This is a genomic window from Nostoc sp. LEGE 12454, from assembly GCF_056620565.1.
The window spans coordinates 15,894-34,258 of sequence record NZ_JBWQXL010000014.1 but is presented as its reverse complement, the minus strand read 5'-3'; the positions used below and the strand labels follow the sequence as shown (position 1 = coordinate 34,258).

Annotated in this window: 12 protein-coding genes and 1 pseudogene; 2 read left to right on the top strand and 11 right to left on the bottom strand. The window is 41.9% G+C overall.

Translation table 11 applies throughout. The features are described 5' to 3' along the window. Window positions 1-13: 13 nt before the first annotated feature. From AC1F2U_RS16870 to AC1F2U_RS16855, 4 genes are all read right to left on the bottom strand, one after another. On the bottom strand, window positions 14-1,300 hold the full coding sequence (locus tag AC1F2U_RS16870) for a glycosyltransferase (RefSeq protein WP_480262140.1): 1,287 nt from the start codon (window positions 1,298-1,300) through the stop codon (window positions 14-16). 13 nt (window positions 1,301-1,313) lie between these two features. Then, the gene (locus AC1F2U_RS16865; RefSeq protein ID WP_480262139.1) at window positions 1,314-3,128 is read right to left on the bottom strand and encodes a fatty acyl-AMP ligase; all 1,815 of its coding nucleotides are present in this window, start codon (window positions 3,126-3,128) and stop codon (window positions 1,314-1,316) included. Between the two features lie 237 nt (window positions 3,129-3,365). Continuing rightward, window positions 3,366-4,106 carry an aspartyl/asparaginyl beta-hydroxylase domain-containing protein gene (locus tag AC1F2U_RS16860; protein ID WP_480262138.1) on the bottom strand — a complete coding sequence of 247 codons (741 nt, stop codon included), beginning with the start codon at window positions 4,104-4,106 and terminating at the stop codon, window positions 3,366-3,368. 11 nt (window positions 4,107-4,117) lie between these two features. After that, complete coding sequence (locus AC1F2U_RS16855) at window positions 4,118-5,449, bottom strand: oligosaccharide flippase family protein (protein WP_480262137.1); 1,332 nt, start codon at window positions 5,447-5,449, stop codon at window positions 4,118-4,120. Window positions 5,450-5,790: 341 nt separating this feature from the next. Between AC1F2U_RS16855 and devC the strand changes: the two genes are divergently transcribed. Both devC and AC1F2U_RS16845 read left to right on the top strand, forming a co-directional pair. After that, complete coding sequence (devC, locus tag AC1F2U_RS16850) at window positions 5,791-6,957, top strand: ABC transporter permease DevC (protein WP_480262136.1); 1,167 nt, start codon at window positions 5,791-5,793, stop codon at window positions 6,955-6,957. 57 nt (window positions 6,958-7,014) lie between these two features. Next, on the top strand, window positions 7,015-8,490 hold the full coding sequence (locus AC1F2U_RS16845; protein ID WP_480262135.1) for a cyclic nucleotide-binding domain-containing protein: 1,476 nt from the start codon (window positions 7,015-7,017) through the stop codon (window positions 8,488-8,490). 152 nt (window positions 8,491-8,642) lie between these two features. Here AC1F2U_RS16845 and AC1F2U_RS16840 read toward each other — a convergent pair whose 3' ends face one another. The 7 genes and pseudogenes from AC1F2U_RS16840 to AC1F2U_RS16810 all read right to left on the bottom strand — a co-directional run bounded on the left by AC1F2U_RS16840 (window position 8,643) and on the right by AC1F2U_RS16810 (window position 18,363). Next, window positions 8,643-8,996 carry an ATP-dependent Clp protease adaptor ClpS gene (locus AC1F2U_RS16840; protein ID WP_480262134.1) on the bottom strand — a complete coding sequence of 118 codons (354 nt, stop codon included), beginning with the start codon at window positions 8,994-8,996 and terminating at the stop codon, window positions 8,643-8,645. Between the two features lie 397 nt (window positions 8,997-9,393). Beyond that, the gene (locus tag AC1F2U_RS16835; RefSeq protein WP_480262133.1) at window positions 9,394-10,548 is read right to left on the bottom strand and encodes an HlyD family efflux transporter periplasmic adaptor subunit; all 1,155 of its coding nucleotides are present in this window, start codon (window positions 10,546-10,548) and stop codon (window positions 9,394-9,396) included. Between the two features lie 248 nt (window positions 10,549-10,796). Then, window positions 10,797-10,925 (bottom strand): annotated as a pseudogene (locus AC1F2U_RS16830) (ABC transporter substrate-binding protein); the annotation flags it as partial. A 62-nt stretch (window positions 10,926-10,987) separates the two neighbouring features. Beyond that, the gene (locus AC1F2U_RS16825; protein WP_480262132.1) at window positions 10,988-12,214 is read right to left on the bottom strand and encodes a pentapeptide repeat-containing protein; all 1,227 of its coding nucleotides are present in this window, start codon (window positions 12,212-12,214) and stop codon (window positions 10,988-10,990) included. 574 nt (window positions 12,215-12,788) lie between these two features. Further along, window positions 12,789-14,756, bottom strand: a complete 1,968-nt coding sequence (locus tag AC1F2U_RS16820; protein WP_480262131.1) for a hybrid sensor histidine kinase/response regulator — start codon at window positions 14,754-14,756, stop codon at window positions 12,789-12,791. Further along, the gene (locus AC1F2U_RS16815; protein WP_190942202.1) at window positions 14,756-15,232 is read right to left on the bottom strand and encodes a response regulator; all 477 of its coding nucleotides are present in this window, start codon (window positions 15,230-15,232) and stop codon (window positions 14,756-14,758) included. Before AC1F2U_RS16815 ends, AC1F2U_RS16820 begins: the two co-directional genes overlap by 1 nt. Beyond that, the gene (locus tag AC1F2U_RS16810; protein WP_480262130.1) at window positions 15,229-18,363 is read right to left on the bottom strand and encodes a PAS domain S-box protein; all 3,135 of its coding nucleotides are present in this window, start codon (window positions 18,361-18,363) and stop codon (window positions 15,229-15,231) included. The genes AC1F2U_RS16815 and AC1F2U_RS16810 overlap by 4 nt, the downstream gene beginning before the upstream one ends. Window positions 18,364-18,365: the final 2 nt, after the last annotated feature.

Sequence of the window (18,365 nt, the reverse complement as noted above, 5' to 3'; positions counted from 1 at the left end):
GGCACAATATTACTTAACTCTCAAGCGATCGCAGTAATATCCTACACAAGTTTGCACTCTGTTCTTCAAAGGTAGACGGATAGTTTTTGAGTAAGGCATCGATCCGATTTTGATAGAGTTCTTTTTCGTCTAGCAAATGCCTAAGTTTCTTTTGCAAATCCTGGCGATCGCTAAAGCACTCACCTAATTGATATTTTTCGACAAAGCTAATAGCTCCTCTATCGTTAGCTGCTGCTTTTCTGGGAAGCAGCAATGGTGTACGAGCAAGCATTGCTTCCAATAAAATGCCTGCTGAAGGACGAGCCAGAATAACATCTACAGCAGACATCCATTCATCGAGATTATCTACAAAACCTAGTGTTCGCACTTTGTAATTTTGCTTTTGTCCAGCTATCTGCTCGATTTTAATCCGCAGATTATCATCTCGACCACAAGCTACAATTACAACTAATGAGTCTAAAAATAGACTTTCTAAATATTTCAGGTATGTTGTACAAAAGTTGCCACCAAAACTTCCACTAACAATCAAAATACAAGCATCATTTAAGGATAGTTCAAAGCGATCGCGCAATGTTTTTCGCTCTCTAACTTTAAAATGCTTGGCTTCACGCAGAGGGCCGATTACCTCGCAACGAGCTTGATTTTGAGGTTTGTAATCTCTATCTATATTTCGATAAATTCTATTTTGTGGGTAGCAAATCACAAAATCATAAATGTATCTACCAATAAACCCGATTTGCTCAGACAATTTGCTGGAATGGGTTAAATCATAAGACCAATAAGTAAGTTTAAAGGGGAAACTCTGTACGGCGTTCAGAGTTTCCGGGAAATAGCAAATATGGGTAGCATCTGGGGAAATTAAATCTATAAAAACAGACAAATCTGTAATTACGAGAAAAAAGGGAACTTGCTTTTCTCTAGCCCAACTACCCAAGCATTTGCCAGCAGTATCCGCAGTGCAAATCAGAATATCTGGCGCAATTTGGTCTAAAGTTTCATGCATGGCTGCAACTGAGCTAACTTCACCAATGGGCAATAACATCAAGCGCATCAGATAATTAATTAGTATATCTGCCAACTCGATCCAGTTATGGCGCATAAAGAAGTTCCACGCACTAACCCAGGCTTTTGTCAATAGTTCGCTTAAAGGGTCTTGCAGTAATTCAGTTATGGTGTAGCTGATAGTTTCAAAATGACCATCCTGTAAGATTTCCTTGGCGAGAATATTAGCCATAACTTCATGACCCATTCCCGATCGCTCATAGACAATCAAAATTTTAATTTTGGCAGCATCAGACATATAATGTGTGCTATCAAGCTTCTTCAATTCCTGGTAAATTAGTCAAATCAGTCGGATCTAATCGCTCCGAGATCGGGCAGAACCATTGTTCTATAACCGTTAATGTACCTGCTAAAAACAACTCTCGACAGCGACGGCGTTGTACTTTACCGCTTGGGGTTTTGGGAAGAGTAGCAGGTTTTAAGAGAGCGATCGCATAAACTTCGACTAAATGCAGCGTCACTATAGTTTGACGAATAGCACCAATTATCTCTGCAATCTGCTCAGAATTAAATTTGCGGAACGCGTGGCGATCGATTTCTTGAGCAATTACCAGCCTTTCCTCTCCCTCTACATCCACAGAAAAAACGGCGCTGGCATTAGCTGATAAAGCTGGATGGCTATTTTCTGAAGTTTGCTCTAGAAGTTGAGGATAGAAATTGCGTCCCCAAAAAATCATCATGTCTTTGAGACGACCAGTAATAAATAGTTGGTCATCATGAATAAAACCTAAATCTCCAGTTCTTAAAAAAGGGCCATCATTACTATCTGATAAATAAGCTTGGAAGGTTTGCTCAGTTTCTTGGGGCCGATGCCAATAACTGCGACTCAGCCCCGAACCTTGCACCCAAATTTCGCCGACACCATCAGATAAACAAGGAGTCAGAGTCTTTGGGTTGACAATTATCACCCGGTTTCCTGGCCAGGGATTACCGCAACTAATCAGTCTTCGCGCCCCAGGTTGCCCTTCTGCTACGATCGCAAATCGATTCTGTTCCAAGGCTTGCTCATCTACAAACTGAATAGCTGATGGCTTTTTTACAGCACCTCCCGATATCCCCAAAGTTGCTTCCGCCATGCCATAGGATAAATAAAATGCCTCTCGTCGAAAGCCATAAGGTGCAAATAAAGCTGTAAACTTTTCCAGAGTTTCAGGTCGTATAGGTTCAGCCGCATTCCCAGCGATTTCCCAACTACTCAAATCCAGGTCTGTTATTTGTTCTGGTTTAACTCTTTGCACGCAGAGATCGTACATAAAATTAGGGCCACCACTGATGGTTGCTTTATAAGTTGAGATCGCTTTAAGCCAACGACTGGGGTTTTGAAAAACGGCTATTGGTGACATTAAAGCAGTACAGGCTCCAGCATAAATGGTTAGCATAATGCCAGCGACTAAACCCATGTCATGGGTTAAAGGCAGCCAATTCACTCCTCGAAAATCAAGAGTCGGAAATATCTGCTGAAAATTGGCGCAGTTCTGCAAAACATTCCCGTGAGAAATTGTCACTGCTTTGGGAATACCTGTGGAACCAGAGGTGTATTGGAAATAAGCGATCGCATCACGAGCAATTTCTCGTTTCTGCCAGTTCAAGCCATTATCTAATGAAATTCGATCCGTGGTTATCCAAGACAGGTTCTTGCTCTCTGGTGGCAGATCCACAGATTGAGTTAACCATGAATCTTGTAACTTATCTATAAGTGCGGCAGAAGTCAGAGCAATACCCACTTGACATTCCTGGATGCGAAAGCCAAAATCTGCCCATTCTTCTGCATTTTGAGGCGGTCTTGTGGGTATGGCGATCGCGCCAGCATAGAAGCAGCCAAACAAGGCTGCAATAAACTCCAGAGAGGCGTTGAAAGGATAAACTAATAAAACCCGGTCGCCAACTGAAGTTATAGGCTGAAGACTGGCAGCAATAGCACGAGCCTGGCGATCGAGAGCTTGATAGGTAAGGCTACCTGACTCAATTTCCCCATCTTTAAGAAATGTGAAAACTTGATTATCGGGTTGTTTTTGAGCGCGATCGCTCAGAAGTTCAATTAGGGATTTAAAGGAATTAGATAACACTTTAACGAAACTTTTCTACTAGAGAGGAACGTCAGGAAATATAATCTTTACAAACCATACCTTATATCTTTTCTCTAGCTATATTAATTAATATTGCTTAGTTAGATAATCGGATACTTTCTTTGGTTATACAGTATTTGCAGGTTACGTCCATCAACGCCAACATTATTACCCTAAACTCTGTTTCTGGATGACGATACCAATTCCCTATGTCGATCGCAAATAGTTTTAAAGAGCTTATCCTAATTTATTCTCCCATTTAATGAAGTTATTTTTTCCACTTTGGACGTAAGGAGACCAAGAAATTAACTGAATTATCAGTTGATTCAGGAATGATAAAGGAAAATGCAGGGGTCGGATGAAATCTAAAAATAAAATCACCCTAATCTCATCTGTATCGTTCCAAACCTCATGACAAAATGTATCATCAAAAATCAAACTTTTTCCTTCTTCCCAATAACGGAAATCTTGACCAACACGAATTTTACAGTCTATTTTGTTCTCAGGAACTTTTAGGGCTAGGTGATATCTAATCACTCCTTTGTATGGGCCTCGATGTTCTGGAATATGTTTGTGAGGTAATAAAATAGAGAAGAATGCCGTCTTCATCCCAGGAATTTGTTCAACGATCCGAGTTGTTTCAGGGCATCTCTGACAATTTTTTTCGGCTTTAATTCCATAGGCATAAAAAAAGTAAGTCTTCCAGCGATCGTCAGCAGTGATGCTCAATTGGTCGGTCGAAATATCTTGAAAATTGGGGATATTATCAAGCTGATTTAATAGCAGATTCATCTCATCCCTAATTTTCATCCAATTTGCTTCTACATTGTTAACCCAGCTAAAATCTTCAGAATTAAAAAATGTTAAATTGCCAATTTTAGAGGATTCACCAATCAGACTTTCCAAACTTCGTAATATCTTTTCGCCAATCTTTAATAAAAATTCTCGAATTTGAGATTTTTTTTGAGTTAAAACCATTAGTTTATCTCCTAAACTATAGGACTTTTTCTTATCCGACGCAGTTGAGGCCAAATTAGTAGACAATTGAGAATCAGGATTAAAGCTGTAGACAATAAGGTTGCTATTCCTGTACCGACGATGCCAAAAGATGGAGTTAAAATCAGCAGCAATGGCAAATAAACTCCCAAGATAGCGATCGCATTTACTCTTAAGGGAAAAGTGGGTTTGCCGATTGCATAAAAAGCCGGTTCTAAAGCACAGTTCCCCATTGTGAAAACTTCTGCTGCCACTAACAGCACTAAGATGTTATAGGCGGAAATAAAGGCTTCACCAAAGGCATACTTCAAAATTATCTTACCCATAAACAGGCTCAGGAGTAAGATTATTAACCCAACTACTATGGCGAGTAAAGTTGATTTGAGCAGCAACGCCACGAACGAGCGCCACTTTTCCTGAACATCTAACCGAGCCAGTTCTGGATATACGGATTGCGTCAAAATCTGAGCTATATCCTTGAGCGGAGTAGACAACTCATAGCTTACCTGAAATAGTCCTGCTGCTGCGGGAGTGGCAAAAATTCCCACTGCTAAGGGGCTAGCTTGTCTCATAATCGTTGGTAAAGAAGAGTCAAAATTAGAGACAATGCAAAACTTTAATAAACCGGGATGAGCTTGGCTCAAGTTGCTCAAAGACCAATTCATATTTTGTAACATTCCTCGTTTCCAAGCAACTCGCCAACCAACAAAGAACAACAATATCCCTCCCAATGCTTCAGAAATAAACCAAAGGCACAGATATCCCCACAATGGAGCATGAAAAATAGTAGCAACCACCGCCCCAAACATGCGAATCGAGGTAGGAATAGTAATCTGTAAGGATAGTAAATCAAAGCGATCGCAAAGCTGTAACAAACCTCTGGGTGTTGCTGTGCTGGTAAATAGAATAATCAAGCTATACCACTGAACTTGAATTATCATTGCCTGATTCCATCCCAAATAAAAACCAATATAAGGAGCAACGATAATTGCGATCGCTAAACCAACTATTACCCCCAACAAATCGAGTCCAGTGGTAAATTTTAACAACTGTTGCAGAGCTAGTTTATTCTTTTGTTCAAGACAAATAGCACCGTAACGAATTAGCGCTTGAGAGGATTGAAAGGTAGTTAACTCTGTAACGATCTGAATATAAGTTAAAATCAGAACCAACGTCCCAAAACCCGAATCACCAAGATGATGTGTGACTAAACTTAAGTAGACTAAACTGGTGAATCCAGTTATTACCCGTCCTCCGAGCAGCCAACTAGCATTCTTGAGGATTTTACGGAAAAAAATACTGTTAGCCAGCGATCGCTTAATCATTTAATATTTAATTGACCAAAAGAATTGGATTCAAGCCTCGCCCAATTACTGGGACTTTTGATTCTTAAAAACAACCATATAATTTATAATTGTAGCCACTTACTGCAATAGCTAAGAATCAGTGTACCAAATCCCGTATTACCAACCAAGATTATGACTGGCAAAAATTAAATATACTAAACTGATCGATCCAGTCATCACTCGCCCCTAGTAGTCCAGTAGCATTTTTAATAATTCTGCTGAGGAAAATACTGTCGGCAAACCATCGCTTCATGATTGCAAACTAGATCGAGGTGATATCTCACAAATCAATATAATCAATTTTCATTTAAAAATGTTACATGAATTCTTTTAGAAGAATCCCCTTAGCTTGGTTGCAACTCACTCGCTATAAGCTGCGGCTGTTGGTAGCGATTATAGGTATTGCTTTTGCGTCAATTCTCATTTTTATGCAATTGGCCTTTTTAGATTCGCTCTACGATAGCCAAACAGCATTACACACTCGTCTCAAGGCTGATTTGGTTTTAATTAACCCTCAAATGAAAACTTTGGCTAACACCACAGATTTTCCCCGGCAACATTTGTATCGCACACTCAATTTCAGTGAAGTTGACTCTGTTAACTATGTGTATCACGGACAGCATTCTTTCAAGTATGGCAATGTTAGTGGAGGAAAAGGAATTATTATTTTGGGCATAAACCCGGATAATTCTCCCTTTAAAATTACCAACTTCGATCGATCTGCTCATTTGTTAAGGACTAGGGGTGTGGTTTTATTCGATCGCAACTCTGACTTAAAAGAATATGGCAATATCTTAAACGATTTGGACTCAGGAAAATCAATTGCAGCAGAAATAGGTAGACGGCAAGTTTGGATTAGCGGTTTGGTTGATTTTGCTGGTGCTTCCTTTGCCGATGATGGTAATGTGATTACCAGCAGTGCGACTTTTAATTATTTGTTACCCGAACGTTCTGCTAACAATATTACCATCGGGTTAGTTAACCTTAAACCTGGTGTCGATCGAAAAGCGATCGCCAAAAAAATCAGCACTCAACTTCCCGCTAATGTTCAAGTGATGACACCGCAAGAATTTATTGATTATGAAAAACATTATTGGGCTACCAGCGCTCCCATTGGATTTGTCTTTAGTACAGGAGTTTTCGTTGGTTTCTTAGTAGGGGTGATTATTGTCTATCAAATTTTATATGGCGAAGTCTCCGATCATTTACCAGACTATGCTGTTCTCAAAGCTAGAGGCTATAAACATCGTTATTTTTTAAACGTTTTATTTCAGGAAGCGCTTATCTTAGCAGTATTAGGTTACATTCCTGGGCTAATCGTTTCTATCGGATTATATGAAATAGTCAAAGATGCAACCGCTTTGCCTATGTACATGACATTACCACGAGCATCATTAGTACTTTTACTAACAATTATTATGTGCTTTACATCCGGCACTATTACTATGAATAAGCTAAAAGATGCTAATCCAGCAGACTTGTTTTGAGTGGGAAGTCGGTGAGATGAGGGGGATAAATGAAAAATAACTAATGCCCAATGACAAATGACAAATGACAAAACAGTTGTTTCAATTCAAAATCTCAATTACTTCTTTGGAGAAGGCGAACTCCAAAAGCAAGTTTTATCTGATATTAATCTGGAAGTGAAAGCCAAAGAATTCGTGATTTTGACCGGGCCTTCAGGTTCGGGAAAAAGTACATTGCTTAGTTTAATTGGTTGTCTGCGTTCTGTTCGCCAAGGAAGCCTCAAAATTTTGGGGCAAGAACTTAATAGTGCTAACAGCAAGCAATTAGTCCAAATGCGTCGAAATTTTGGTTATATTACCCAATCAAGCAATTTGTTAGATTTCTTGACAGTTCAGCAGAATATTCAGATGTCGTTGGAATTGCAGCCAGACTTTTCACCTAAAGAAGCCCGTGCAAAAACAGCAGCTATATTGGAGGCTGTTGGATTAGCCGAAAAGCTCAATGCCTATCCAAAAAATCTTTCTGGGGGACAGAAGCAACGGGTGGCGATCGCTAGTGCTTTGGTAACTCGGCCCAAGTTAGTACTCGCCGATGAACCCACAGCATCTCTGGATAAAACAGCAGGACGCAATGTAGTAGCGTTAATGCATCGTTTAGCTAAAGAACAGAGCAGTGCTGTTTTGATTGTCACCCATGATAATCGGATACTTGATTTGGCAGATCGGATTGTTAATGTTGAAGATGGTAAGTTGGGTTTAGCTTTTAACCAAGAACTTTCACTGGTGTTACCTGGTTTTGATGAAGCCTTGCTAGAAAAAGCAACGACTAAACCAATCGTTTTAACTTACGAATCAGAGCAAGCAATTGTTCGCCAAGGTGAGCGAGCCGATAAATTCTATATTCTTTTAGAAGGTGAAGTCGAAATTATCCAAGAATTACCTGATGAACCGCATCGCGTGATAAATCATCTCAATCGTGGGGATTATTTTGGTGAAGTTGGTTTGCTTCGAGATGGTAAACGGACAGCAACAGTACGCGTTGCTAGAAATTCAGAAGTCAAAGTGATGGTGATTGATGAAGAACTTTTCCGGCTTTTCCTTGGCAACTCTGAATTAACCAAAGCTGACATTGTGCGTCGTTTGCATCACCGTGTGATGACAAGTCATCTCTCAAATGCACTACCCAATGTCGATCCGTCAGAGATTTTAGCAGTTGCCGCACAAGCAAAGGTAATTAGATATGGAGCCAATTCTATCATCGTTCAAGAAGGTGAAGTAGCTGAGAAATTCTATCTCATATTAGAAGGAGAACTTGAAGCATTGATGAGCGATCGCCATGATGAATTAACATCATGTAAGCTCAAAGCAGGGGAATACTTTGGTAATGCACAGCTGGTTAATGGGGAAAACTATCCCTTTACAGTTCGAGCCGGGCTAACTGAAGTGGAAGTAATGGTAATCGATCGAGAAAGTTTTTGTAGCCTGATTTTAAAATCGAATACAAATCAGGAAATTGTTGCTTCTGTACTTCGTCACCGATTGATGAATTCTTGATTAGCATCACCGAACAAGGCAAAGGTTAAAATTTACTAAGATTCTGAGGTAAGTTTGAATCGACTACGAGATTTTGATGATAGTTTTGACCAGATATTACCGAGATTCCTACAACTATCTCCAGTTTTAAAAAGGATGGCTAGAAGATTGAATTACAAGTTATTGGATGCAATTTCTGTCAAAAAACATTGCAACCCTGCTCTCTGAACTTCCGTCAAATGCTGCTCTGCTGAATTTCTATCACCTGTCCAGACTATTGCCATCCCTTCTTTATGAATTCTAAACATAAGATTAATTGCCTGTTTTTCCGATATCCCAATAACCCTTACTAGAGTATTTACAACTGTTTCCATCGAACTGAGGTCATCATCAATAAAGATAAGGGCATGTGTCTCAATTCCAGTGAAAATTTTTCTGGATAAAATTGGCTCACTCGTCTGCTGAACAAGACGATTTAGCAGATAGATGATAATGATACAAAGAAAAACAGATATTAGTAGCGGCATATAAAATTTATTTTGTATTAATCTTAACGATTTACATTAGCATTGCTCAGTTAGTACAGCAAATGCTTTGCGGAATTAGGCGATGGCGCGTGACTTCACAAAGTATCGGGGTCTAACGCTTGGGTTTTGTCTGCGCCATATTCAGCGATTGCCTCACCTGCCACTCTAGTAAGGAAATTTTGGGACTTTGCAAAGGTCTTATCCTATTGAACTTCATCTTCAAGTTCTTCTATAATCATTAGAGCGATCGCATCTTGGTCATGACTAGGTAATGCCTTTAAATGGGAAATGGTTTGCTCAATTAGTTCGGTCATAAGCACTATTATCTAATTGTTAGGATCATACATTTTTTGACGAAGCGTAAGTCGTTTATAATTTAGCGTCATTGCAAATTAGTTTAACGAATTTGAATCGATGCTCTTACCTGTAGCTTATTTAAGGTTCTCACCCGTTCGCTGTCATTTGGAGCGAGACGAATTTTAACTTTCACAATTCTGACATCTGCTTTAGCAGAGGGGTCATCATTCACAATTCCCGGCTGGTCGATTTGCAATCCAATGCGATCGACAACTCCTTTAATTTCCCCAGTGAACCCTCCATATTCGCTGACAATTATTGCGGGCTGATTTACCTTAATGTATTGAATATCGCTTTCATAAACTTCAGACATCACATACATCTGCTGTGTCTGGCCAATGTCAACAATGCCACTACTGCTGACAACTTCACCTACTTTAGCGTTGACACTTAATATTTGCCCTGTCACGGGTGCTTGGATATATGTAGATTCCAGATCAACTTTTGCTTTTCGCAATTGAGATAACGACTCATTCAACTCTGCTTTGGTTAACAGAATATCTGTTGGCTTCACATGATTGAGACTTTCCAAAGTAGCTTGAGACTCTTTAACACGCTCCTTACCCGTACTAATTTGCTCACTCAGCTTTGCTTTTGCTTCCTGCAACTTTTCTTTCTCAATCTCTACCTGCAAACGTCTAGTTTCAGTGTCAGCTGCGGAAACAGCCCCATCTTGCGAGAGAGTTTTGTAACGTTCATAGTCATTTTCGGCTTTGCGTACTTCCACTTGCTGACGAGCAATGACTGCTTTCTGAACCTTTACGCCCTCAAATAATTGAGCTTCCATTTCTGCAACTTTCTTGCGTTGGGACTCAATTTGGCCCAACTCCTCACCAGCCTGCACCTGAGCTAAACGCGATCGCGCCACATTTACTTTCGCTCTGGCATTTTCTACAAGGGCTTGATGCTGATTAAAATTGTCCATAATCGCAATGATTTGGCCAGCTTTAACTTGGTCGCCTTCCTGCACACGCAGTTCAGCCAAACGCTGGTTAGAAGCTGGAGCAGACAGATGAATGATATCTCCTTGAGGTTCCAAGCGCCCCAAAGCTGTTACATGACTTATAGTCTGCTGATGACTTGAGGTTTCCTGTAGGTTGTTTTGGGTGGTACTAAAATGCCTACGCGAACTAATACCAACAATAGTACAAAAAGTAACAGCACCAATAGATAAAAGCAAAGCGATCGCTTTCATATTCAGTATAGATTTAGCTTGCCGAGGTACTTATTTTGCCCATTATTGTTTACAAGTTAATGATGTTCGGTGCAAAATATCGGTTTTAGAAATGATCTAAAAATAACGTCTCTATTTGGGTTAGCAGGGCAAGGGGTAAAATTGTTGGCAAAGAGTTTCTCTTTACTGTGTGGACTCTGCGCCTCTACGGTTAAATCAATTACTTTTGCACCGTACAGACGCAGAGAAAAAAGCAAATATTCTATAACTTACCTGATGTTATTAGAAGTGACAAAATTGGCATAACTTAATTCGTTAACGCGATTCCAATTAAAAATCTGCTGGCGAAAGGCTTTCCACTGTTCGTAGACTTGTTTAAAAGCCGCATCTTTACTGGCCGCATAACTATGCGTCCCTATCGTGTAATCAAGTTTATAGATGCTGAAACTTTCGCTTGTTATTACCACCAATGTTGAGGTATTTTCAGATTTTCCGGTAGGATTGTGGTGCGATCGCCAATTGCCTGTTCGATCTGTTGTGATTCTACATTTTCCGAGCCGCTCAAGTTGGCTCCACAGAGGTTAGCTTCTTGGAAATTAGCTTCTTGGAGGTTAGCTGTACTAAGTAATGCACTTTCTAGATTAGCGCCAGCAAGTTTTGCCCTTTGCAAGTTACTGCCAATCAAGTTTGTATCTTGGAGATTGCTACCCTCGAAGTTGACTTCTTCCAAGTTGGCATCACAAAGGATTGCTCCTTCCAAGTTGGCATCGCAAAGAACTGCTCCTGTTAAGTTGGCATCACACAGAACTGTCCCTTGCAAGTTGGCATCGTAAAGGATGGCTTGGGAAAGGTTCGCTTTTCTAAGAACTGCGCCTTGGAGATTGGCTTCTGGAAGGATTGCTTTTTGCAGGTTGGCTTCATAGAGAATTGAGCCACAAAGACAGGTAACAGATAAGTCTGCTTCAGAGAGGTTTACTCTGGTAAAATTGACCCACTGCAAGTTAGCCCCGACAAAAATTGCTCTAGAGAGGTTAGCTTCGGTTAAGTCTGCATTGCAGAGGTCTGTATTGCGTAAATCGAGTTTCTGATTGACTGGATCTTTAGATGAATCGCGTCTGCCAATGACAGTTAAGGCTGTTTGAATATCTGTAGGAAGTTTTGATGATTGCAGCGACTCATCCTCATATTCCCTATTCACTGGGGCATTCTCGCGGATAAAAGCAGCGAGGATTTCCATGATTGTCCAATGATCTTTCGGGGAATCTTTGGCAATTCGTTCTAAAGCATAAATTGCCGCAAATCGCGTTTCAATCTTTTCATTTCCCAGTTGTTCAATCGCTTTAGAAAAGCGTTCGGAAACAATTTCTTGGGGAGTTAGTTGTGTCTGATTGATACAATTTACGATATTGTTATCCCAAGCTACTGTTCCAGTTAGTAGTTGCGTTAACAAGCTGTGATTCTCATCTAAAGAGAGTTTAGAGGTATAGTAAGCATTAAGAATTAATGCCAATCCCCCAATAATTATGGCAATGGTTGTTAATGCTTGAGAGATGTATTCAATTTTTTCTTGATTTGAAAATCCTTGAATGCTTTCAAAAAATAATATAATTAGAGTGAATGATAAAATAAATATAACTGAGACAAATGCCAACAAAGTCGTGAGTCCATTGGTCTTTATGAAAGACATGTCATAAGTCTTCATATCCGACTCCTTACGGAAGTAAATTTAGGTTGATTCTAAGAGTATCCGTAAAGTTATGATAGAGTACAAACACGGATAAAATTAGCGAACTATTAAATCCACTATATAAAAATTATCTATATAACAATCCCGAATCATTTGTGAGGAACAAGACCCTTGACTTCCTAGAGAAGCCAGGGATCTGATTATTCACGACTGATTAGATATCTGATGAAATTAAATATGCTGTATCCAGAAACCTTGTAGAGACTTAGTACTGCTACATCTCTACACTCTTTTTCACTCAGATTTATTCGATCAAATTTTCAGGCATTTAGCGCACGATATAGACAGGGAATGAAAAGTAGTGTAGTTCATTTACTTGAAAAGTACTGTCAATAGGGTGATATAAATTTTTGACAAGAGAATAAACTTTTTATATCAACACGCTGTTGGGACACAACATTTTTCTGGATTACCCGGAGTATTCCAGGCAATTAAAAAGACCGTATTACTTGTGAAGAATAGTTTAAAATCTGTAACTTTAAGCCAGTTCAATTACTCAGATCGATCGCAAACCCTAAGTAGATTGGACTAAGTTAGAAATCGCCACGAGTAATTCCTCTGGTGCTACAGGCTTAACAATGTGCTGTTGAAATCCTGCTTTTAGTGCGTACTGCTGATTGATTTCGCCTGCATAAGCAGTCAGAGCGATCGCAGGCATCTTTTTTCCTCCGACTTTTGCTTCCAAAGTCCGCACCTGTTGTATCAGCATATAGCCGTTCATTTCTGGCATTCCAATATCGCTGAGTAAGATATCTGGCTTTGACTGGGTTAGCACTTGTAATGCTTCATCTCCTGATGCTACTGCGGTGACGATCGCGCCAAACTGTTCCAGTACAAAGCTGAAAAAGTTGCGGGTATCATCATTGTCATCCACAACCAGCACTTGTAAACCCATGAGGGGAGAGGAGGGAAAAGCGGCAGTTGAGGAATCAGTATTTGTGTCATCCTCGCTCGTCGCACTGTCCTTAATTAGCGGCAACCTAACTGTGAAAATCGCTCCCTGCTCCTCACCAGGACTTTCTGCCCAAATCGTTCCGCCGTGCATCTCAATCAAGTGACGAGCGATCGCTAAACCTAACCCCAATCCACCAAACCTTCTAGTTGTCGTACTATCACCCTGACGGAAATAGTCAAACATATAAGGTAAAAAATCAGGGTGAATGCCTTTACCTGTATCGCTGACGGTAATCTGCGCTTGAGCGTCGATGCGCTGCAATCGCACATTTATTTTTCCCTCAGTCTCAGTAAACTTGACGGCATTTGATAGAAGGTTCCAGAAAACTTGCTGTAAGCGGGCTGGATCGCCCAAAACTTTCCCCACATTTGGATCGAGCTTCGTCTCAATGTCAATAGTTTTAGCCTCTGCTGCTAAATGCACTGTTTCCATTGCGGCTTCAATGGTGGATACCAGATCGACTGGGATCGTGTTGAGGCTGAGTTTGCCTTGGAGGATGCGAGAAACATCTAGTAAGTCTTCAATTAATTGAGCTTGTAATTTGGCATTGCGCTCAATAGTTTTCAGGGCTTTGTTGAGCGCTGCCTCATCAAATTTCCGGCTCTGTAACAGTTTTGCCCAACCGAGAATCGGATTCAAGGGCGATCGCAATTCATGAGAAAGTACCGCCAAAAACTCATCTTTAATTCGGTTAGCAGCCTCAGCTTCCGCCCTGGCTCTTTGCTCTAGTTGCAAAAGGCGATCGCGTTCTGATTCGCTGCGTTTGCGATCGGTGATATCAGTTAGCATGGCGATCGCACCTAAACACTCACCTCGTTCGTTCAAAATCGCTCTTGCAGAAATCAGTGTCCAGATGTACGAACCATCCTGGCAGCGCAATCGCCCTTCTTTGAGATCGCTCTCTTCTCCTTTGAACCACCCCAGTCTTGCTTCATCTGCAATATCTTCAGCCAGATCCATAAAATCAAATATAGAACGACCGAGTATTTCTGCTGCCGGATAACCCAACATCTGCGATATCCGCTGATTCACAAACTCTGTTCGGGTTTGAGAGTCAATCATCCAGATTCCCTCATAAGAGGTATCAACAATTCGGCGATACTTGGCTTCACTATTCTGTAAAGACTTCTCTGCTTGCTTGCGCTGACGCCGCTCCTTAGCTTCCCGCAATGCGCGTTGCACCGAAGGAACTAACCGCCCTAGTCTTTGCTTTAATACATAATCGGTTGCACCGTTCTTCAAAGCTTCGATCGCTAATTCTTCACCAAGTGCAGCAGAGACAAAGATAAAAGGAATCTCAGGACAACGATTTCGGGCAATTTCCAAGGCAGAAATTCCATCAAAAGATGGCAAGGCATAATCGGCAAGAATTAAATCGAAAGCGTCTGTTTCCAAAGCAGCTAGGAAATCAGCACCGGTTTCGACTCGGATCAGTTCGCAATTAATTCCCCCTTCAGTTAATATCATTTGGGCAAGCTCTGCATCTAACAGGCTATCTTCCAAAAGAAGGAAACGCAGGACATTCATCAGTTGCTCTCCTTTTGAGGATGAGGTGCTGGAGGTAAAGCACCAACGGGAGGCTGATTGATCACTGCCCAAAACAGGCCAACACCTTTAATAGAATCGACAAAATCATGGTAATCTACTGGCTTGACAACATAAGCATTCACCCCTAGCTCGTAGCAGCGAACTAGGTCAGGCTCTTCGCGGGAAGAGGTTAGTACCACAACTGGAATTACTCGCATTACAGGGTCAGATTTGAGTTGCGCCAATACTTCTAGTCCATCGATTTTAGGCAGTTTTAAATCGAGCAATACCACAACAGGATACCCTTCCATTCGCAACCGGAACAACCCCCGGCGATAAAGATAATCTAGTGCTTCTTCGCCATCACGTACCACCACTACTTCATTGGCGAGATGGTTTTCTGACAAGGCGGCTAGGATTAACTCTGCATCGTTGGCGCTGTCTTCAATTAGCAGAATCCGCTTCAGTTCTTTCATTCACTTTCCTTCTTGGACAACTTCGGCAGCGAGAAATAAAAGGTGGCGCCACTGTCAACTACACCCTCTGCCCAAACTCGACCATTATGCCGATGAACAATGCGTTGCACGTTTGCCAATCCAACACCAGTGCCTTCAAATTGTGGGTCGCTATGCAGACGTTGAAATACTCCGAATAGCTTGTGGACATATTGCATATTAAAGCCTACGCCGTTATCTCGTACAAAAAAGACAACTTCGTTTTCATTGTCAATACTGCCAACAGTAATTTCTGCTGGGTTTCGAGTCTGGCTATATTTTACGGCATTGCCCATCAGGTTGCGAAGCACCAGTCGCAGCATGGAGGGATCGCCCTGCGCTTCTGGCAGTGATTCGATGTGCCAATGGATTGTGCGTCCTGGGGTTTCTGCAATTAAATCGCGTTTTACCTCATCTACCAATTCCTCCATATTGAGGTTGATGTAGCGCATTTCGGTGCGTCCCATCCGAGAAAATGTCAGCAACTCATCGATCAGTATTCCTGCTTGTTTGGCAGTGTCGGCAATTATTTTTAAATAACGCTGACTTGTTTGGTCTAAGCTTGTTGAGCTATGGCGCTTCTGAAGCAATTCGACAAATCCGGCGATGTGGCGCAGTGGTGCGCGCAAGTCGTGAGAGACTGAGTAGGAGAAAGATTCGAGTTCTTTATTGGCGGCTTCGAGTTGAGCAGTGCGCTCTTGAATCCGTTGCTCTAGCATTTCGTTGAGTTGTTGCAGGGCGGCTTCGGCAACTTTGCGATCGTGAATGTCGCTGGCGATGCCCACCCACTTGATAATCCGTCCGCTTCGATCTCGAAATGGTAAACCCCGGACAAGATGCCAACGATAGCTACCATCAGAAACTCGACGAAAGCGAATTTCTACTTCGTAGTTGGTCGCGTTAGCAACAGCCTGCATCGAACTTTTCAAGACGCGATCGCGGTCATCGGGGTGAATGGCATAAATCCAGCCGTAGCCAGCAGTCTGCTCCATTGTCAGTCCGGTAAAATCTAACCAGTGTTGATTGCAATAGGTAATACCACCATCGCGATCGCCCATCCAAATAGCCTGTGGTGACACCTCCGCTAAAATTCGGTATCGCTCCTCACTGTCACGTAGCGCTTTTTCTCCTAACTTGCGATCGTGGATATCAACACAAGAGCCGATATAGCCTAGAAATTTCCCTGTTGGTGCAAACCGAGGTACACCAGTATCAAAAACCCAACGATATTCGCCATCACAGTGTTTGAGGCGATATTCCATTTGAAAATTTTGTCGGGCATTAAAAGCATTGGTGTATGTATCTAAGCAACGCTGAAAATCATCAGGATGAAGGCCTTCAGTCCACCCATTGCCGATCTCTTCTTCCAGAGTCCGCCCGGTAAAATCTAGCCAGGGTTTATTAAAGTAGTTACAAAGTTTGTCAGTGCCGGACATCCAAATCAGTACGGGGGCGGTGTCTGCCATCTGGCGAAAGCGGGATTCACTTTCGCGCAGTGCTGCTTCTGCCTGGTGGCGCTCGCGTAGCGCAGCTTGCCGTTCGCTGATGTCAGTGATTAACGCTGCATACCCTTCAACGATTCCTTGTCTATTAAACTGAGGAACAAAAATAGCATTAATGTAGCGTGTGCCACCATCTTTATAAGGCATTTCACTTTCAAATGTTACCTGCTCTCCTGCGAGTACCTGTTCTACATAGTGACGAACTCTTTGATATGCGGGTTCACCCACAACTTCCCAAAGATGCTTTCCATAGATATCTACCGTCGAATGCCCAAACCAATCTTGATATGCTCGGTTGTTGAAGCGGTAGCGTTGTTCTGAATCTACAAAGGTAATCAGAACTGGCAGCGTATCTGTAATTAAACGAAGTTCTGTTTCTCGTTGCCGCAGTGCTTCTTCTATGAGCTTACGGTTGGTGATATCGCGCCAGCAATCTATTGCACCAATAATCTCACCTTGGGAATCTCGAATTGGTACAACATTGGCGATCGCTGTAATTGTAGTACCATCTGGACGTTCAATGATGCATTCTTCATCGCGGATGATTTCACCATAGCGCGTTGCACGGTATAAAGGTAGTTGCTCTAAGGTGAGCGGCGTTACACCATCAGCCAAGAACAGACTGTAAAGCTGAACATAAGATTCAGAAGACAAACCAACCAGAGATTCATTCGGTCTGCCCAAAAGTTTTTGCGCGAGTTTGCTGTTAGCGATGATTGGGAAATCAGGGGGGCCAGCAGTGATAGTAATTCCCTCTGGGACGTGTTCTAGGAGCATTTGCAAAATGCTCTGGGCTTCTTCTGCTTGGCGGGATCGATGCTGGGCTTCTGCTTGGGCTTGTTTGCGTTCGCTTAAGTCAAGTACAAAACCAATGATTGTCCGATCTCCCTGTTTAGCAAAACCAAGTAGAACGGGAACTAGAGAGCCGTCTTTGCGGATGTATTCCTGCTCAAAGGGCTTACAACTCCCGGTCATTGTCAGTTCTTGAATCGCTCGCTCGCTCACCTCAATATATTCGAGTGGAACGATCTCGCCCCAGCGGATTCGACCAGAGCGCAAATCCTCGTGTGTATAATTGAGCATTTTTAGAAAGGCATCATTGGCTTCAATGATTAAGCCGTTTAGATCGGCCACAATCATCCCAATAATATTAGACTCGGTTAAGCGACTAAACCGGGCCTCGCTTTCGCATAGTGACTTCAGGTTCGCCTCAGCTTGTCGTTGGGCTGTGCGGTGTGATTCATTAAGCCAGCTGATTAACCCTGCTGTCAGCATGAACACTGCCAAGGGAACTACAATATTCGGATTTGTAATGTTCTGCGGATGGAGTGGCTTAAAAAAGAAGTAATTAACTGCAAAAGTAGACAAAAGGGTTGCAAGTAACCCTGGACCTAAGCCCCCGTACCAAGCACTCACCATCACCGCAGCAAAAAACAGTGCCCCAGGTGTTGAAGTAAAATATGGATTGAGTAGTAGGGTTGCCCGCAGTGCTAAGGCAACGGATAGGAAGGCAACACCATAGTGCAGGAGTTTCTCCCGGATGAATGCGCCCTTGTCTCCATTGCCAGAAAAGATGTTTTGGGATTCAAATGCCTTCGCCTTACGACTCATAA

What these genes read in the sequence shown, in the direction of transcription:
- AC1F2U_RS16870 (WP_480262140.1), bottom strand. Translation starts at nt 1,300, where the DNA reads ATGTCTGATGCTGCCAAAATTAAAATTTTGATTGTCTATGAGCGATCG.
- AC1F2U_RS16860 (WP_480262138.1), bottom strand. Translation starts at nt 4,106, where the DNA reads ATGGTTTTAACTCAAAAAAAATCTCAAATTCGAGAATTTTTATTAAAG.
- AC1F2U_RS16855 (WP_480262137.1), bottom strand. Translation starts at nt 5,449, where the DNA reads ATGATTAAGCGATCGCTGGCTAACAGTATTTTTTTCCGTAAAATCCTC.
- devC (WP_480262136.1), top strand. Translation starts at nt 5,791, where the DNA reads ATGAATTCTTTTAGAAGAATCCCCTTAGCTTGGTTGCAACTCACTCGC.
- AC1F2U_RS16845 (WP_480262135.1), top strand. Translation starts at nt 7,015, where the DNA reads ATGACAAATGACAAAACAGTTGTTTCAATTCAAAATCTCAATTACTTC.
- AC1F2U_RS16840 (WP_480262134.1), bottom strand. Translation starts at nt 8,996, where the DNA reads ATGCCGCTACTAATATCTGTTTTTCTTTGTATCATTATCATCTATCTG.
- AC1F2U_RS16835 (WP_480262133.1), bottom strand. Translation starts at nt 10,548, where the DNA reads ATGAAAGCGATCGCTTTGCTTTTATCTATTGGTGCTGTTACTTTTTGT.
- AC1F2U_RS16825 (WP_480262132.1), bottom strand. Translation starts at nt 12,214, where the DNA reads ATGTCTTTCATAAAGACCAATGGACTCACGACTTTGTTGGCATTTGTC.
- AC1F2U_RS16820 (WP_480262131.1), bottom strand. Translation starts at nt 14,756, where the DNA reads ATGAATGTCCTGCGTTTCCTTCTTTTGGAAGATAGCCTGTTAGATGCA.
- AC1F2U_RS16815 (WP_190942202.1), bottom strand. Translation starts at nt 15,232, where the DNA reads ATGAAAGAACTGAAGCGGATTCTGCTAATTGAAGACAGCGCCAACGAT.
- AC1F2U_RS16810 (WP_480262130.1), bottom strand. Translation starts at nt 18,363, where the DNA reads ATGAGTCGTAAGGCGAAGGCATTTGAATCCCAAAACATCTTTTCTGGC.